The organism is Campylobacter pinnipediorum subsp. caledonicus, from assembly GCF_002022005.1.
GTDB lineage: Bacteria > Campylobacterota > Campylobacteria > Campylobacterales > Campylobacteraceae > Campylobacter_A > Campylobacter_A caledonicus.
In genome coordinates, this window is record NZ_CP017258.1 from 1 (window position 1) to 18,130 (window position 18,130).

At 28.2% G+C, this 18,130-nt stretch carries 12 protein-coding genes, 1 other RNA gene and 1 pseudogene; 8 read left to right on the forward strand and 6 right to left on the reverse strand.

The genetic code is table 11. The features are described from left to right. From dnaA to CPIN18021_RS00030, 6 genes and pseudogenes are all read left to right on the forward strand, one after another. Positions 1–1,311 carry a chromosomal replication initiator protein DnaA gene (dnaA, locus tag CPIN18021_RS00005; RefSeq protein ID WP_078422596.1) on the forward strand — a complete coding sequence of 437 codons (1,311 nt, stop codon included), beginning with the start codon at positions 1–3 and terminating at the stop codon, positions 1,309–1,311. A gap of 155 nt (positions 1,312–1,466) precedes the next feature. After that, positions 1,467–2,534, forward strand: coding sequence for a DNA polymerase III subunit beta (gene dnaN / locus CPIN18021_RS00010; RefSeq protein ID WP_069637858.1), 1,068 nt, complete (start codon positions 1,467–1,469; stop codon positions 2,532–2,534). 20 nt (positions 2,535–2,554) lie between these two features. Continuing rightward, the gene (gene gyrB / locus CPIN18021_RS00015; protein ID WP_078424108.1) at positions 2,555–4,885 is read left to right on the forward strand and encodes a DNA topoisomerase (ATP-hydrolyzing) subunit B; all 2,331 of its coding nucleotides are present in this window, start codon (positions 2,555–2,557) and stop codon (positions 4,883–4,885) included. Then, positions 4,885–6,261 carry a GGDEF domain-containing protein gene (locus CPIN18021_RS00020; RefSeq protein ID WP_078422600.1) on the forward strand — a complete coding sequence of 459 codons (1,377 nt, stop codon included), beginning with the start codon at positions 4,885–4,887 and terminating at the stop codon, positions 6,259–6,261. Before gyrB ends, CPIN18021_RS00020 begins: the two co-directional genes overlap by 1 nt. A 16-nt stretch (positions 6,262–6,277) precedes the next feature. Further along, on the forward strand, positions 6,278–7,036 hold the full coding sequence (gene queF / locus CPIN18021_RS00025) for a preQ(1) synthase (protein ID WP_078424109.1): 759 nt from the start codon (positions 6,278–6,280) through the stop codon (positions 7,034–7,036). 3 nt (positions 7,037–7,039) lie between these two features. Then, a pseudogene (locus tag CPIN18021_RS00030) lies at positions 7,040–8,257 on the forward strand (HD domain-containing protein); the annotation flags it as partial. A gap of 6 nt (positions 8,258–8,263) precedes the next feature. Here the strand turns inward: CPIN18021_RS00030 and ffs are convergent. Beyond that, positions 8,264–8,361, reverse strand: an RNA gene (gene ffs / locus CPIN18021_RS00035) — signal recognition particle sRNA small type. A gap of 71 nt (positions 8,362–8,432) precedes the next feature. Continuing rightward, positions 8,433–9,848 (reverse strand): DNA recombination protein RmuC, encoded by a 1,416-nt coding sequence (gene rmuC, locus CPIN18021_RS00040; protein ID WP_078422604.1) that lies wholly within the window; start codon positions 9,846–9,848, stop codon positions 8,433–8,435. Between the two features lie 189 nt (positions 9,849–10,037). Here rmuC and CPIN18021_RS00045 point away from each other — a divergent pair, with 189 nt between their 5' ends. Beyond that, complete coding sequence (locus tag CPIN18021_RS00045; RefSeq protein WP_193431644.1) at positions 10,038–10,790, forward strand: AAC(3) family N-acetyltransferase; 753 nt, start codon at positions 10,038–10,040, stop codon at positions 10,788–10,790. Between the two features lie 256 nt (positions 10,791–11,046). Here the strand turns inward: CPIN18021_RS00045 and CPIN18021_RS00050 are convergent, their stop codons facing one another. The 4 genes from CPIN18021_RS00050 to rsmA are packed head-to-tail and all read right to left on the reverse strand — an operon-like array spanning position 11,047 to position 15,630. After that, positions 11,047–11,811, reverse strand: coding sequence for a pseudouridine synthase (locus CPIN18021_RS00050; protein WP_078424005.1), 765 nt, complete (start codon positions 11,809–11,811; stop codon positions 11,047–11,049). Positions 11,812–11,822: 11 nt separating this feature from the next. Further along, the gene (locus CPIN18021_RS00055) at positions 11,823–12,785 is read right to left on the reverse strand and encodes a KpsF/GutQ family sugar-phosphate isomerase (RefSeq protein ID WP_078422608.1); all 963 of its coding nucleotides are present in this window, start codon (positions 12,783–12,785) and stop codon (positions 11,823–11,825) included. 9 nt (positions 12,786–12,794) lie between these two features. Then, complete coding sequence (locus CPIN18021_RS00060) at positions 12,795–14,810, reverse strand: ribonuclease J (RefSeq protein WP_078422616.1); 2,016 nt, start codon at positions 14,808–14,810, stop codon at positions 12,795–12,797. Then, a complete protein-coding gene (rsmA, locus tag CPIN18021_RS00065) occupies positions 14,794–15,630 on the reverse strand; it encodes a 16S rRNA (adenine(1518)-N(6)/adenine(1519)-N(6))-dimethyltransferase RsmA (RefSeq protein ID WP_078422617.1) in 837 nt (278 codons plus the stop codon). Before rsmA ends, CPIN18021_RS00060 begins: the two co-directional genes overlap by 17 nt. Positions 15,631–15,770: 140 nt before the next feature. Here rsmA and CPIN18021_RS00070 point away from each other — a divergent pair, with 140 nt between their 5' ends. Then, on the forward strand, positions 15,771–18,122 hold the full coding sequence (locus CPIN18021_RS00070) for an autotransporter outer membrane beta-barrel domain-containing protein (protein ID WP_078424111.1): 2,352 nt from the start codon (positions 15,771–15,773) through the stop codon (positions 18,120–18,122). Positions 18,123–18,130 lie beyond the last annotated feature (8 nt).

The window sequence follows — 18,130 nt, forward strand, 5'->3', positions numbered from 1 at the left end:
TTGCTTGCAAATGAAATTTTAGAAACTCTACGGACTCAAATATCCCAAAAAGAGTATGAATGCTATATAAAACAATTAAAATTTAATGAAAAAATATCAACAGATGAAAATATAGTATTTAATGCTCCAAATGAACTAATAGCAAAATTTATAACCACAAGATATTCAGAAAAAATAGCATATCTTTTTGAAGTAAAAACTGGAATAAAACCAAAAATAACAATTTCACTATCAAATAAATTGAAATCATCAAAAATAAACAAAGTAGACATAAAACAGATAAAAGCTCAAAGCACAATGTTAAACCCTACTTATACATTTGAAAATTTTGTTGTTGGAGCTTCAAATCAATTTGCCTTTTTAAACTGTAAAATAGCATCTGAGGAACCGGGGGTTAAGTTTAATCCTATTTTTATATATGGCTCAACTGGACTTGGAAAAACACACTTACTCCAATCAGTTGGAAATTATTGTTTAAACATCGGAAAATCAGTTGTATACATAACAAGTGAGCAATTCATAAATGATTATATAAACAACTTAAAGTTAAAAACAATGGATAGATTTCGTGATAAATACAGAAATTGCGATATTTTACTTATAGATGATGTTCAGTTTTTAGGTAAGACAGATATGATACAAGAGGAGTTTTTTCACACATTTAATGAACTTCATAGTAAAAAAGCTCAAATCATAATGACATCAGATAAACCACCAAAAATTTTAAAAGGTTTTGAAGAGAGATTAATTTCAAGGTTTGAATGGGGTTTAATGGCTGACATAACACCACCTGAGCTTGAAACAAAAGTTGCCATCATAGAAAAAAGGTGTGAGTTTAATAAAATAACTTTAAATAATGACATAATAAACTATATAGCAACTAATATGGGCGATAATATAAGAGAAATAGAGGGCGTTATAATACAATTAAACGCTTTTCAAAATTTATTACGCGAAGAGATTACACTTGATGTTGCAAAAAATGTTATAAAAGATCACATAAAAGAAAAAAGAGAAAATATAAACTTAGAAAACATCATAGATATAGTCGCAAAAGAGATGAATATAAAACAAAGTGATATAAAAAGCAAATCAAGAGTTAAAAGCATAGTTGAAGCAAGAAGAATAGTAATCTATCTAGCAAAAAATTTAACTCCAAATTCAATGCCAAAACTTGCTAATTACTTTGATATGAAAGATCATAGTGCTATAAGCCACAATATAAAAAAGATAAATGAGCTTATAAAAACAAATGAAGTTTTTAGACTTAGAGTTGAAGAAATAAAAAATAAAATTTTGACAAAAGGATGATAAAATAAAATGAAATTTGTGAATATATGTGAATTAAAAATAAAAGATATTCACAATGAAAATAACGAAATACTCGAAAGAAAAGATAATTTTCACATTTTCACAGGGTATACTATTAAAACTAAAATAAATTTAAAAAATATGAAAGGCAAAATATGAAAGTTTTTATTAATAAAAATGTTCTTGAAAGCATAGTAACAAATACAAGCCCATATTTAGAAAAAAAAGATCTAAGTGTAATAACATCTCACATAGTTATATCAGCACAAGATTCTGTTTTAAATATAAAAGCTACTGACTACGAAATAGGTTTATCATATAAACTAACAAATGTAAAAATAGTAGATGAGGGAACAGCTACTGCAAATGGTAAAAAGTTATTAGACATAATAAGAAGTTTAAAAGATGAAGAAGTTATTTTAGAAACTATGAATAACTATCTATATATAAAACAAAAAAATTCAAAATATAAACTTCCTATGTATAAATTTGAAGACTTTCCAAATTTTCCAAAAGTAGAAGGTAAAAATAAATTTGATATAGATGCTGTTTTATTTGGTAGAAGTCTTAAAAAAATACTTCCAAATATAGAACAAGGAAATAGCAAAAGAGAATTAACAGGTGCTTTAATAGATATAAAAGAAAATCACATAAACATAGTAGGAACTGACTCTAAAAGATTAAGTATTTTTAAATTAGAAACTCAAACTGAAAATGAATTTTCAATAATAATTCCAAAAAAAGCAATAAGTGAAATGCAAAAATTATTTTTTGATAAAATAGAAATTTACTATGATGAAAATACTTTGATAGCACAAAGTTCTAATTTTGAATTTTATACAAAATTAATAAATGGAAAATATCCAGATTATGAAAGAGTAATACCGAAAGAGATTAAAAAGAGATTAAAACTAAGTAGAGATAAAATGATAGATGGTATAAAAACTATATCAATACTTAGTGAAACTATGAAAGTTACATTCTCAAAAGAAAATATAACATTTGAAAGTGTTATAGAAGATAATTCAGAAGCAAAAACTACAATAGAATATCAAACAGGACTTGAAGAGGATATAACTATAGGACTTAGAAATAGATTTTTACTTGATTTCTTATCAAGTATAGAAGAAGATGAGTTTGAACTTGGATTTAATGATTCAAATTTAGCATTTACAGTAACTTCTAAAGATCTAAAAACGGTATTAATGCCTATAATATTATAAAAAATTAAGAAAGAGAAATAATGTCTGAAATAGAAAATAAAGCATACGGTGCAGGAAGTATTAAAGTTTTAAAGGGGCTAGAAGCTGTTAGAAAAAGACCAGGTATGTATATCGGTGATACAAACATAAATGGTCTTCATCATATGATATATGAGGTTGTAGATAACTCTATAGATGAGGCTATGGCTGGTTATTGTGATACTATAAATGTTGAAATTACAACAGAAGGTAGTGTTATAGTTACAGATAACGGTCGTGGTATTCCAGTTGGTATGCACCCAACAGAAAAAATTCCAGCAGCTACTGTTGTTTTGACAGTTTTACACGCTGGTGGTAAGTTTGATAAAGATACTTATAAAGTTTCAGGTGGTCTTCACGGTGTTGGTGTTTCTGTTGTAAATGCTTTATCAAAAAAATTAGTTTTAAATATCAAAAGAGATGGGAGCTTACATAGACAAGAGTTTTCAAAAGGTATTCCAGTAACAGATCTTGAAATAATAAAATCAACAAATAGAACAGGAACTTCTGTTGAGTTTTGGGTAGATGATAGTATTTTTGAAATTACTGATTTTGATAAAAATATACTTGCAAAAAGATTTAAAGAATTAGCATATCTAAATCCAAAAATAACTATAAATTTCAAAGATAGTAGAGTTGGATTTAGTGAAACTTATAAATTTGAAGGTGGTCTTGAAAGCTTTGTAAATGATTTAAATAAGTCAAATGCTGTAAGTAAAGCTGTCTCATTTAGTGGTGGTGAAGAGGATGTTATAGTTGATTTTGCACTTATATATAATGAAACATATAGTGAAAATTTACTTAGTTTTGTAAACAATATCAAAACTCCAGATGGTGGAACACACGAAGCTGGTTTTAGAGCCGGTTTAACTAGAGTTATAACAAATTATATATCAGCTAATGCTTCAGCTAGGGAAAAAGATACGAAAATAACAGGCGAAGATATAAGAGAAGGTCTTATAGCTGTTGTAAGTGTTAAGGTTCCTGAACCACAATTTGAAGGTCAAACAAAAGGAAAACTTGGCTCAAGCTATGTAAAACCAATAGTTCAAAAGATGACTTTTGAAGTTCTAACTAAATATTTTGAAGAAAATCCTATAGAAGCAAAAGCCATAATGAATAAAGCTTTAATGGCTGCTCGTGGTAGAGAAGCTGCTAAAAAAGCAAGAGATTTAACTCGCAAAAAAGAGAGTTTTAGTGTAGGAACTTTACCTGGAAAATTGGCTGATTGTCAAAGTAAAGATCCAACTATAAGTGAGCTTTATTTGGTTGAGGGCGATTCTGCTGGTGGTTCTGCAAAACAAGGTCGTGATAGAGTTTTTCAAGCTATACTTCCTTTAAAAGGTAAAATTTTAAATGTTGAAAAATCAAGACTTGATAAAATTTTAAAATCAGATGAAATAAAAAATATGATAACAGCTCTTGGTTGTGGTATCGGTGAGGAATTTGATGCTGAAAAATTAAGATATAATAAAATAATAATAATGACAGATGCCGATGTTGATGGAAGCCATATCCAAACACTACTTTTGACATTCTTCTTTAGATTTTTAAATCAAGTTGTTGAAAATGGTTATGTGTATTTAGCTCAACCACCTTTATATAGATATGAAAAAGGTAAAAAAGAGGTTTATTTAAAAGATGATAAAGCTTTGAATGAATTTTTGATTCAAACAGGGATTGAAGGGATTGATTTTAAAGGAATCGGGACTAATGATTTAGTTGATTTTTTAAAGATAGTTGCAGCTTATGATAATGTATTAAATGAACTTTCAAAGAGATTTAATTTACTTATTGCTTTAAGATATATGATAGAAAATCCAGACATAATAGGAAAAACATATCAAGAAATTTTTGAAATTTTAAAAGTATATCTTGAAAATAAGGGTTATAATATATTAAACTCATATGTAAATGATGATGAAGTAAGAATTTATGTTCAAACAGAAAATGGTCTTGATGAGTTTTATATAAATGATAATTTATTTTCAAATCCTTTATTTGAAGAGGCACTCCATATAAATAGAAAAATTGTTGAAAGAGATATGGATTTTGGTGGAAAAGATGTTTTAGATGTCTTAAAAGAGGTTATTGATAATGCTAAAAAAGGAAATAATGTAAAAATTCAAAGATATAAAGGTCTTGGTGAGATGAATCCTGATCAGCTTTGGGAAACTACTATGAATCCTGAAAATAGACGTTTATTAAAAGTAAATATACAAGATGCGCAAAGTGCAAGTGATACATTTAATTTATTTATGGGTGATGAAGTTGAGCCAAGAAGAAATTATATTCAAGAACATGCAAAAGATGTAAAACATTTGGATATTTAATGAAAAACGCACAAAATGTAGAGCGATCTCATCGTTTTAAAATAGCTTTTAAGATTGCTCTGCCTTTTATAGTTATAGTAGCTTTTTTATTATACATGTTTTTTAAAACAAACAATATAAGTAGTAAAGATATTATTCTTTTTACACTGCTTACTTTTTGCTATATACACTTTACTACTTATATGATATATCAAAGTTTTAAAGATAATGTGCTTGATAGTGTTGTAGATGTTTTTCATAGAAAAAAAATACTAGAAATTATCTCAAAAAAAATAAAAAAATATCATAAAAATGATAATTTAATTTTATTAAATTTTAAAAATATAGATGATATTTTCCAAAGATATGGATTAAATTTTGGAGATGAAATTTTAAGAAAAGGAGTTGAAAAATTAATATATTTTTTAGAAAAAAATAAAATAAAAGATAGTGTAATTGGAAGATATAGTGGTGGATATTTTTTAATTTTTGCAAATGCAAATAAAGCATATATTACACATATTTTAAATATTTTTTCTAAAAAAATACAAAATGATGGTATAAATGATATTGAAATAAAGACTAATTTTGCTTTGGTTAATGCTAATTATTCAAAAGATTTGAAAAATAGTATAAATTTTTTACTAAATGACATAAATGGTAATGAATATAGTCATAACAATATAAATGAGTATGAAAATGAAGTTTGTAAAAGCATAGATGATTCAAATTTTATATTTAAAACTCAAAAGATTGTAAGTTTAAATGATGATTCTTATCTTTATTCAGTTGTTCCTATATTAAAAACAAACAATTTTGGAAAAATTTCAAAGAGTATTTTTATGAATATTGCTAATAAAAATGGATATGAAATTACTCTTGATAAAAATATTTTTTCTGAATTTTTTAAAAAGGTAACAATTAAAGAAAATGAAAAATTTATTTTAGATGTTTCAGCAGTGAGTATTAGAAATAATACATTTTTAAATTTTTTAAAAGATTTTATAGAAAAAAATAATATAGATCCAAAAAAGATAATTTTTGAATTTAATGAGCATGAAATTTATACTCATATTAAAAGATTTGATGAAATTATAAAAATGTATAAAAAATTAGGTTTTAGTTTTGCTATTAGTCATTTTGGGGGTAAGAATAGCTTTTTTACATATTTTTTAAATTTAAAAGTTGATTACATAATTTATGACATTTCTATAAGTAAAAATTATGAAAAAGAAAAGGTAAAAAATGTATTTTTGAAATTTAATGAAATTTGTAAAAAATTAGGTATAAAAAGTATTATAAAGTTTGTAGAAAAAGCTGAAGTTTTAGAATTTGCTAAAGAAAATAAGGTTGATTTTGTTCAAGGCTTTTTTATAGAAAAACCAAAAGAAGTTTAAAAATTTAAGGAAAAAAATGCAATACGGTGAAGAAATTATAAAAGAATTTGATGTTGAAAGAGATTTAGAAGTTTGGGAAAACAAAAACGAAAGAGAGTTTGTTATAAGGATAACTTTACCTGAGTTTTGTTGTCTTTGTCCTCGTTCAGGATATCCTGATTTTGCTACTATTTATGTTGATTATGTTCCAGATAAATTAGTAGTAGAGTTAAAAGCTATAAAGCTTTATATAAATAGCTTTATGAGTAGAAAAATTAGCCACGAAGATAGTATAAATGAGATATATTCTGCGATAGAGAAAAAAATTCAACCAAAATGGATGAAAATAGTAGGTGATTTTAATCCTCGTGGAAATGTTCATACTGTTGTTGAAATATGCTCTGAAAGCTTTATAAAAGAGAAAAAAGTTGAAGCTGAAACCAGACAAGACAATAGAAGTGCCGGTGCTAGACGCATAAATGAGCGTGAAAATGATAGAAAAAGAGATTTTGCTCCTAGACGTAATGACAGAAGAGATTCTTTCAGAGGAAATGACAGAGATAGAGGAGACAGAGGAAGCTTTAGAGGTGGTGATAGAGATAGAGGAAACTCTAGAGATAGAGGAAATTTCAGAGGAAACGATAGAGGTGATAGAGGTGATAGAGGTGATAGAGGTGATAGAGGAAACAACTCTAGAGGCGACAGCAGAGATAGAAGTGGTGGTGGCTCAAGAGATGGTTACAGGAAAATACAATACGAAAATGATAAACAACCAAATATAATTAAAAAAGACTAAAAAATGATAAGTGCGAAACTGATAGAACATATACTAAAAGCGGCTTCCATTTCAAGATGGAATGACTATCCAAAAATGACAAATTTAGTTGAGCTTGATAAACAGGCTCATAAGTTTATCATCGCTTATTTTATTGCAAAATTAGAAAATGATGTTGATATAAATTATATAATTGAAGCTGGAATTTTTGAGTTTTTAAGCCGTGTTGTTGTTACTGATATTCGCCCTGATGTTTTTCACTATATACAAAAAAATAAAAAAGAAGAAGTTAACGACTGGGTTATAAATAAGCTAGAAAATATCGTTAGTGATATTGATGATGGTGAGTTTTTTAAAAAGTTAAAAAAATACCTTTTAAGTAGCGAAAAAGACCACCCAAAAGAGCGTCTTATACTAAGAGCTGCTAGCTATCTTGCTACAAGGTGGGAGTTTAGTATAGTCTATCAAACTAGCCAATTTTTAAGTGATATAGATGAAGTAAAACGAAAAGTTGAAGAAGAGCTTGAAGACTATTATGAACTAATAGGTGTTAGAAAAATAGCTATGAATCAAAAATTAGCTAGATTGGTCGATCTAAGTGGAAGACTTAGATTTCAAAAAAGATGGGCTCAAACACCTAGGATACCAGAAACAGCTGTTTTAGGACATATGCTAGTTGTTGCGATACTTAGCTATTTTTACTCTATAAAAGTTAAAGCTTGCGATAAAAGGCTTGAAAATAACTTCTTTTGTGCTTTATTTCACGACCTACCAGAAAGCCTAACAAGAGATATTATAAGCCCTGTAAAATACGGAATTCAAGGTTTAAATGAAATAATAAGTGATTATGAAATGAGACTTATAGATGAGCAAATTTTACCATTTGTTCCAAATTTCTATAAAGATGAATTTTCATATATTTTAGGTATTAGAAAAGAAAATGGCAAATTTATCAAAGATGAGTTTGAAAATAGAATTTTTGACAATTTCATAACACTTACACAAGGCACTATGGAAAATTATAACGAAGATAAATATAATGCAATAGATGGCAAAGCTTTAAAATATTGTGATAAATTAGCAGCTTATATAGAGGCTGGTATATCTATAAGTTATGGTGTAAAGTCAAAAGAATTAATTGATGGATTTGGAAAAATGCAGAAATTTTTCAATGAAAAGCCAAAAATAGATGGAGTTGATTTTCTAAGTGTATGTAATGACTTTGATAAGTATTTTTCTTTAAAAGACCCCTTCTCAGATAACTGCGGCACACACTAAATATAAGTGCTCTGCTGTGTTCCCACCCTGAAGCGGTGCCTATAAATAGCATTGCACAGGTCTAAGAAGGAGCGAACTTGGATTTTACTAAAATCTTACTTAAAATATAGTAAATTTTAGTAATCCTTAAATAAAAATATTATTTAGCTGATATATACCCCACTATCTCATCATCGCTAAGATCAGTAACATCTTGTGTTTTGTCTATGTCTATACGATTTAAAGTGCTATATACGCCTTGAGATTTAAATAGTTTTGTATTGCATTTTTCCACAGATGATTTTAATTTTTCTGTATATTCATCTACTTTTTGAACTAACTCGTTAAACGCTTCCTCGGCCGAGATACCCCTTGATTTTGCATCTTCTATCACTCTAAGAGTCTTTCCTAGTGTTTTAATACTATTAAACACAGACCAAAAATCAATTGCAATATTTACTATCATTCTTATATGAGTAGGCTCTACTATCTCTATATTTTTTTCATTAGCAAAACCCAAAACATCAGGTTGCATATAACTTAAATAAGAGTATATTTCATAAGGCACACACATAAACAAAGTAGGGTATATATCCCCGTTTCCAGAGTTGTATCCCTTTTTACCAAAGCCTAAAACCGTATTTTTCATAGTAGTAGCAAATTCAGACTTAGCTTGTTTTATCTTTTCTTCGTTTGATTGTGGATTTTGTATGATAGCTACCATTTTATTATAAGATTCTACATTGTTTTTTGCATCTATGATTATAAATTTATTATTTGGAAGTACTATTTTAAAATCAGGTCTTAAAGTACCATCTACTTTTTGAGCAAAATAAGTAATATCCTTAACCATACCGCCATTTATAAGCATTTGTTCTATTGTCTTTTCAAAATACTCTCCAGCAAATCGATTTGCCTTATAATCACGCTCATTGCTTCTATCATACATAGCTTTGACTTTATTGCTTACATCATTCATTTGTTCATTAAGTGTGATTTTAAGTCTATCATATTCGCTAGATAAAGCATTATTTTTTTCATTTAGTTCATTATTTATTTGGATTAGGTTTTTTTTATCATCTTCTAGTGATGAAACTACCATTTTTATAGCATCTAGTCTATTTACATTGTCTCTTTTTTCTATTTCAAAGCTACGATTTAAATCATCTAAATTTTTATTTTCTAAAGCTATCTTATCAAGTTGTTTTGTTATAAACTCAAGTTTTGTTTCTAACTCAGTTTTTTTACCTATCAAATCACGATTTTTTATCTCAAATTCACCTATTTTTAGGTTTAAATCTCTTATCTTTTCATCGTCTAAACTTTTTATAGCTAAAATTTTTGCATTTTCGCTATTTAGCCTCATTATCTCAGTACTAAACTGTCTATTTTGCTCATCAAATCCATTTTTGACATTTTTTAAAATCTCATTATTTGTACTTATAGTATTTTCTAGTTCAAAAATTTTTGATGTGTATTGCTTTTTTAGATTTTTAATTTTTATTAAATTAAAAAATAAACATAAAACTATACTACCAAGACCAGAAATTAAACCTATTAATATATATTCATTCATTGCTTTTAATACCTAAATATTAGAAAAATAATTTATATTATTTAACCATATTATTTTTCTAATTCGACTTTTTATATTGTTAATATCTCTTATATTAATTTTATTATATAATATTTTTATAAATTTAATAAGTTGAATATTTTTTTAAAATTATCTTTTCTGATTTATTTTTTATTGGAGATGTTATATATGGAAGATTTTCTTGATAAATTTGAAATTAAAATCGGAGATTTTATTTTAATTACAGGAAATCTAATTAAATTTATTAAAAAAGCTAAAAAAATAGACAAAGAATTTAATTTAAATTTATTAATTGACTCAATACTTGATAAAATAGGAAATAGTGGAACTCTTGCAATACAAACATTTAATTGGCAGTTTTGTTCTGGAGAAACATATGATATTTTAAACACAAAATCAGAAACTGGTTTATTAGGTAATATTGCTCTTAAAAGAAATGATTTTAAAAGAACTAGACATCCAATATATTCTTTTGCTGTTGCAGGTAAATATCAGAATGAACTTATTTCTTTAAGAAATAAAGGTGTTTTTGATGCTAATTCGCCTTTTGACTTTATGTATAAGCATAATGCAAAAATGATTATAATTGGATTACCTCTTCAAAATTCTTTTACATTTGTGCATTATGTAGAAGAAATGCATAAAGTGAGTTATAGATATAACAAAACATTTACTTCTTATTATATCGATGATAAAGGGAATAAAGAACTTGTTGAATATGATATGTATGTTAGAGATATTGAAAATAAAGTTTTAACTTTTATTGAACCATTAGAATCTATATTTATTGAAAATAATGTTATGAAAGTATCTTTATTTGATGGTATAGAGATTAAAAAAATTGATTTGTATTTAGCATATAATATAATAAAAAAAGATATTTTAGAAAATAATGGTAATAATTTATATAAAATAGGATAAATGATTGAAAAACTCAGCCAAATGCAATTGCGTATATAACTTCTTACTATAAATAAATACGTGGATTTTGTTTATCTTATAATGATTTTAAAACTTGAGTATGGAACTTATAAAATAAAAATATATAGCTAATTAATCGATGTAAAAGTAGAAACTATATGAAATTATTGATAAATTAGACTTAGCTAATTTAATTAAAATAATGCCATAAAACAATCTATTTTTAACACCAATATGCTTATTTATAATTTTTTTATCAATACCTAACTCCATTTTGTTTTAAAAAGTCTCTTAAATCCTCATATTCACTATTTTCAAAGTATCTCCATTTGCCATCTTTAAGCATTCCAAGCTCAACTCTTCCAAAACTAACTCTTTTAAGATCAACAACTTCCAAATCAAAATATCCAAAAAATCTTCTAAGCTCTCTATTTTTACCCTCATTTATCATAACACGAAGTTTGGTATAACCACCACTAGAACCAAATATATCAAATGCCACAAATGGTTTAAAATCCATAGATGTTATCTTACTTTTTTCATGAGCACCTTTTGTTGCATTTTGTGCAAAAAAGCCCTCTCTCATAGCATTTTTAACCTCTTCTGTTATCTCTCCCTTTACTTTTAGATAATACTCTCTTTCTATATCGCTATTCATCAGTGCAGTTGCGATAGCTGGTGCATCTGTTAAAAGCAAAAGCCCTTCACTTGCAAAGTCAAGTCTACCTATACTAACAAATTTTGAAAATCCACGAGGCAAGTTATCATATATAGTCTTTCTTCCACGATCATCTTTTTTTGTTACTAACTCGCCTTTTTGCTTGTTATAAACTATAACAGTAAAATCTTTCTTTTCTTTTACAAATCTACCGTTTATTTTTACTTTATCATCACTACTAACACTAACAGCCATTTGACTAATTACTTTGTTATTTATACTAACCTTAGCTTGTTTGATTAGCTCATCAGCCTCTCTTCGTGAGTAGTTTGTGTTATGTGATATGAATTTATTTAATCTCATTTTTTCTTGCATTATTTTAGTCCTAAGCTTGTTAAATCGTGGATATGAAGCACACCTCTTATCTCATTGTCTTTTAAAATTATAAGAAGTTGAATTTTAAATTTCTCTATCAAAGCTAACGCATCTATTGCTAACATATCCTCGTTATCTAATACTTTTGGATTTTTTGTAGCATATTTTATAGCCTTTGCATTTATATCAAAATTCTCATCCATCAAAGCTCTTCTTAAATCACCATCACTTAAAACAGCAACTAATGTATTGTTTTTATCAACTATCAAAACATTTCCTAGTTTTGAGTGAGTCATTACATCTATCGTAGTTTTTAAGCTTTCATTTTCATTTACTATAGGAAGATTTTCAGTTTTCATTATGTCTTTTACTTTTATAAAAAGTCTTTTTCCTAAGCTTCCACCAGGATGAAAATTTGCAAAATCTTCTTGTTTAAAATTTCTCTTATTCATTAAACAAATAGCTAACGCATCTCCTAACACAAGTGTTAGTGTAGTAGAGCTTGTAGGTGCTGCATTTAGCGGACAAGCCTCTTTTTGTATATCTAGTTTTAGCACTACATCACTATAATAACCAAGCGAACTATCCTTACTTTTTGTTATAGATATGATACTAACACCAAAACGTTTGATGTGAGGAAGTATCTTTGTTAGCTCCTCACTCTCTCCGCTAAAGCTTATAGCTAAGACTATATCATCTTTACTTATCATCCCAAGATCGCCGTGCATAGCCTCAGTAGGATGTAGGAAAAAGCTAGGCGTTCCCGTGCTTGCAAGTGTAGCTGCTATTTTTGCACCTATATGACCACTTTTACCTACACCAGTTACTACGACCTTGCCCTTAGTACGATGTATAAGCTCAACTGCTTTTTGTATATTTTCATCTATAAGCTCGGCATTTCTTAAAATTTCATTAGCTTCTAGTGTTAGCACTTGTTTTGCTATTTTTATATAATCACTCAATTTTTTTCCTTACATTATATAAATTATTGGAACGATAGTCGGATATTTTTTCACTTTTCTAAATATATGTTTTCTTATCACTTGTCTTATCTGACTTTCAAGCATTCTATTATCTTTTAAAAGCTCCTCTTTTACATTGCTTAAAAATTGAATCAATATCTCTTGCATCTCTTTACTAAACTCAGCATCTTGCTTATTTGCAACTAAACCATAGCTTATAACCCTAGGCTTTCCTATAAGCTTTTGATTGTGACTTGAAATTTGAGCTATTATCATAACGACACCAGACTCAGCTAATTTTTGTCTGTCTATCACAACATCATCAGCTATTTGTTTGTTTATTTGATTATCTATAAACATCTTTCCGGTTTTTACAGTTCTTACTCTTTTTAGATGTTTATATGATACTTCCATCTGATCGCCATCACTCATAAGATATATATTTTTCTCATTTACACCACATGCTATCGCTGTCTCTTTGTGTTTTGCTATGTGGTTGTATTCGCCGTGAACAGGTAAGAAAAATTTAGGTTTTACAAGCCTTAACATCAGCTTTTGCTCCTCTTGTGCCGCATGTCCACTTACGTGAATTTCACTAAAGTCCTGATAAGCTACATTTGCTCCGCTCTTTATCAAAAAGTTTAATACCTTTGATACACTAGACTCATTACCTGGTATCGCTTTTGAGCTTATTATTATCTGGTCAGTTGGTTTTATCTTTATGTATTTATGCTCATCAGTTGCCATTCTATATAAAGCACTCATAGTCTCGCCTTGAGATCCAGTAGTAACTATAAGCACATCGCTATCTTTATACTTAGCTACCTCATTTGCATCTATAAATATCTTTTTATCAAGCTTTATATAACCAAGTTCCATTGCAGTAAATAGGTTTCTTTCCATACTTCTACCTATCACACAAACTTTTCTGTTGTATTTAAGTCCCCAAGATATAGCTTGATAAACACGGTGGATATTTGAGCTAAATGTGCTCATTATAACCCTACCTTTTGCTTTTGAAAATATCGCATCAAAAGTCTTACCAACACTACTTTCAGACTTTGTAAAGCCCTCTTTATAGCTATTTGTACTATCACTCATAAGACATAAAACACCGCGCTCACCATAATACGCTAAGCGACCAAGATCCGCAGGATAGCCATCTATAGGAGTATGGTCTATCTTAAAATCCCCTGTGTGTATTATCGTTCCAGCCTTTGTTGTTATAGCAAGTGATGAGGCATCTATGATAGAGTGTGTCATGTGTATCCACTCTATCTCAAACTCGCCTATTTGATATGGTTTTCTTTTTTCCACTGAACGGAAAAACGACCTTTCGCTTTTTAGCCCGTGTTCTTCAAATTTATTATTTATCATACCAAGTGGAAGTGGAGTAGCATATATAGGAAATTTAAACTCTTTGAAAAAATACGGCACAGCTCCTATATGATCTTCGTGTGCGTGAGTGATAATGATACCAGCGATTTTATCCTTTATCTTTCTTATATAGTCAAAATCAGGTATAAGTATATCAACCCCGTGCATACCTTCATTTGGAAAGCTCATCCCTATATCTACTATGATAGCTGAGTTTTCAGTCTCAAACACAGTCATATTTCCGCCTATCTCACCAAGTCCACCAAGTGGAGTTATGCGTATTTTGTGTTCGTTAGAGTGTAGATACTTTAGTGGCTCAAGTATAAGCTCATGTGCAGCCCTGTTTGCTTGCATAGCCTGCGCTATATCTTGTTGCCAAGGTTCATTACCGTTTAGTTTGGCGGGTAAATTCTTACGTATTCTTTTTTTCTTAGGTGCTTTTTCGCTGTTAGTGTTTGTGCTGTTTTCTTGTTTGTTTGTGTTAGTGTTAGGATTTTTTGCTTTGTTGTTTGTTGGTTTTTTCTCTTGTTTGTTTTGAGTTACACCATTTTCATCTACTTTTTGTTTAGGTTTTTTATGGTTAAATCTCTTTTTTTTGTTGTCCTTGCTATCGTTAGTTAGAACTTTAGCTTCATTGTTTTCGCTCATTTCTTGCCTTTATTTTTTCATAAATTTTTAAATACAAGGCGACATTTGACTCGTGTGGACGAAGATTTTGGTTTATATCAAGTTCATCAAAAACTATGCGAAGTTTTTCTTTTTCTACTTTTGAACTTAGATTTTTAAACAAAGTCTTTCTAGGGGCTATAAAACAAGCTTTTAAAAAGTCTTTAAATTTATCATACTCATTTGTATCACTAAAAAGACCATTATCTCCTAAAAGCTCTTGCTTTTTGTCTATCCTTAGGACCGATGAAACAACTTTTGGTATAGGATCAAAGCACTCAGGAGCTACATCAAAAAGTAGCTCACAAGACCCTGTTAAATTTGCAAGTACTCCAAGAGAGCTAAATTCCCTCTCTCCTCCACTGCTAGCAAACTTCATAGCCACCTCTTTTTGTGTCATAGCTACTATGCTTATACAGTTTTGATCTTCTAACGCATTTAATATCATCTTGGTTGCGACATAGTAGGGTAAGTTTGCCACTAATATATAAGGCACATTGCTTAAACTTTTATGTTCGCACCACTGTAAATTTGCGTCTTTGTTTATCAGTCTAAATTGTCCATTTTCGGCTTTGTCTTTAAATCTATCAAGCAAGATAGGTATAAGCTCACTATCTATCTCATAGCTTGTTACTTTAAAATCACTTTTTAAAAGCCAAAAGGTCAAATCACCTAAGCCAGGCCCAATTTCAACTATATGTTTTATATCTTTGTTATCTTTGGGAATCGATTGGATGATCTGTGATAAAATACTTGCATCTTGTAAAAAATTCTGTCCAAAATGTTTCTTAGCTTTTATCATAGTGGATATTGTATCTAAATGATACTTATAATGAAATAAATCAAAATTTTATTAATTTATATAATTAGCAATATCAATTTTAATAATATTTTAATAGGGGGGGGGTAAAATACCTAGCTAAATTTATTTAAGGAGAAAAAATGAAAATTTCAATGATTGCTAGTGCAACCATTATAGGTGTAATGATGACAATAAATGCTTATGGTGGTTCATCTTTGGATGAAATAAATAATATACAAAACCAAAACCAAAACCAAATTAAAGAATTAGAAGAAGCTAGTAAAGATGGATTTCTTGATAAATTTCAAAAGCAAAAACAACAAATCGAACAAGAAAAACGACAAGCTGAAAATGTAAAACAAAAAGCCTTTATAAAGCAAAAAATTGCTCAAACTGAAAAAATCGAAGCCGAAGTAAAAAAAGCAGCAACTGAAAAAGCAAAAAAAACAGCTGAAAATTCAAAAAAAGAAGCTGAAAATGCAAAAAAAGAAGCTGAACGAAAAGTTGATGAAATTTTTACGCAAGGCGACAAACCTATTAAAAAATTAAATGATAAAATTGATGAAGCTATTAAAACTGATAGTACATTGCAAGATATAATAAAACAAGCAAATAAAGAAGATTTAAAACATATAACAAAAGACGAAATTGATAGTTTTAAAGATATATCATTTGACGATAATACAATTTCAAATTTATATAATGTCATTGAAGATGATAGTGCTCAAACAAATAATGCATCACAAAATGTTGAAAAGATATTGATTTTGAAAAAAATATTTAGTATGGGACTTATCAAAAAAAATGTGTTTACAGAATATAATAGACAATTTCAAGAAGCAAATTCTAACCCAGAAAATCCAGTAAAAACAAATACAGATAATAGAAAATTAGCGGAAAATTTTAAAAAAATCATAGGAGAAGATAAAAATAAAGGCTTAAGAAAGTTATATACTATAATAAATGAAATTGATAAAAATAAACTCACAAAAGAATTTGAACAAGTTGTGGATGCTCAAAAAGAATTAAAACAAAAAGAAAATACTTTACAACAAAAAATTGCTCAATTAGAAAAAGCTGAAACTGAAATTAAAAAAAATATTGAAGAGATAAAAAAACAATCAAAATTAGAACAAAAAGCACAAGAAGAAATCACACAAAAAGAACAAGAAATCAAGCAAAAACAAGAAGAAGTAGAACAAGCCGAAAAAGAACTTGAAAAAGCCCAAGAACTAGCAGAAAAAGCAAAAAACCCAGAAGCAAAAGCTAAAATAATAGCAGAACTAGATAAAAAACTAGAAAAAGCCAAAAAAGATAGAGCAGAAGCTATATCAAGTGATAAAAATTTAGAACTAAACAAAGATGAAGCTCAAACAACATCATCTTTATTATCTGTTGTTAATAATAAAGAGGTTGAAAATTTACTACTTAATGTTAAAGCCAAAGACATAGCTACTTTAGCTAAAAATATAAATAGCACATTAGAAGAAGTTTCAAAAGAGTTTAAAGACAATAAAACAGTAGATACACTTTTATCAAGTGTTGGTTCAGCTACAAACTCAAGACTTGCTAAACTAAGCAATCCATTAAATGATGATTTAGCTTTAGCTTATGCTATAAAAAATCTAAGTGATAATAAATTTGCAGATAATGCAGATACTCTTTCAAGTGTAGTAAAAGAGTATACAAATAGATTTAACTATGACAGCAACCTATGGGGAAATATCATGGGTGGTAAAGCTAAATTAAAATCTCAAGCAAATACAAATACCTATGGATTTATGCTAGGTTATGATAAAGCATTTGATAATATGATAATTGGTGGATATGCTGGATATACTAATGCTAAGTCATCAAGCAATACACTAACAACCAAATCAGATAACTACCACTTTGGTGCTTATACTAGAATGTATATTGATCAAAACGAAATAGATGCTAAAGTATCTTATGGTAAAGGTAAAAACAAACTAGATAGAAAAGTAATTATAGATCCAGACTTTGATGCTAATGGTAAATATAATACTAAATTCTTTGATGCAAGTATTGATTATGGTCATATATTTGATACAAACAACAACTCTTTTATGAAACCAATGATTGGTTTAGAATATAGCCATGTAAGTACTAAAGGCTTTAAAGAAACTGGTAAAGTTCCTGTAAGCTTTAAAGGAACTACTGTAAAAACACTATCAGCTAAAGCAGCAGTAGAGTTTAGAAAATACATAGCAAACAGTAACTTCTTATACATAACTCCAGGTATACAAAAAGAGTTACGTAAAAGTATGAAAGATACAGAGCTAGCATTTGTAAACTCAACAGAAAATATCAAATATGCATCTAAAAAAGATAAGCATACATTCTTTACACTTAAAACAGGTGCAGAGATGAAACTAACTGATAATCTATCTACAAATATAAACTTTGGCGTAAAAGCTAAATCAGAATCAAAATACTACAATGGAACTGTAGGACTTTCTTATAAGTTTTAATTACACAA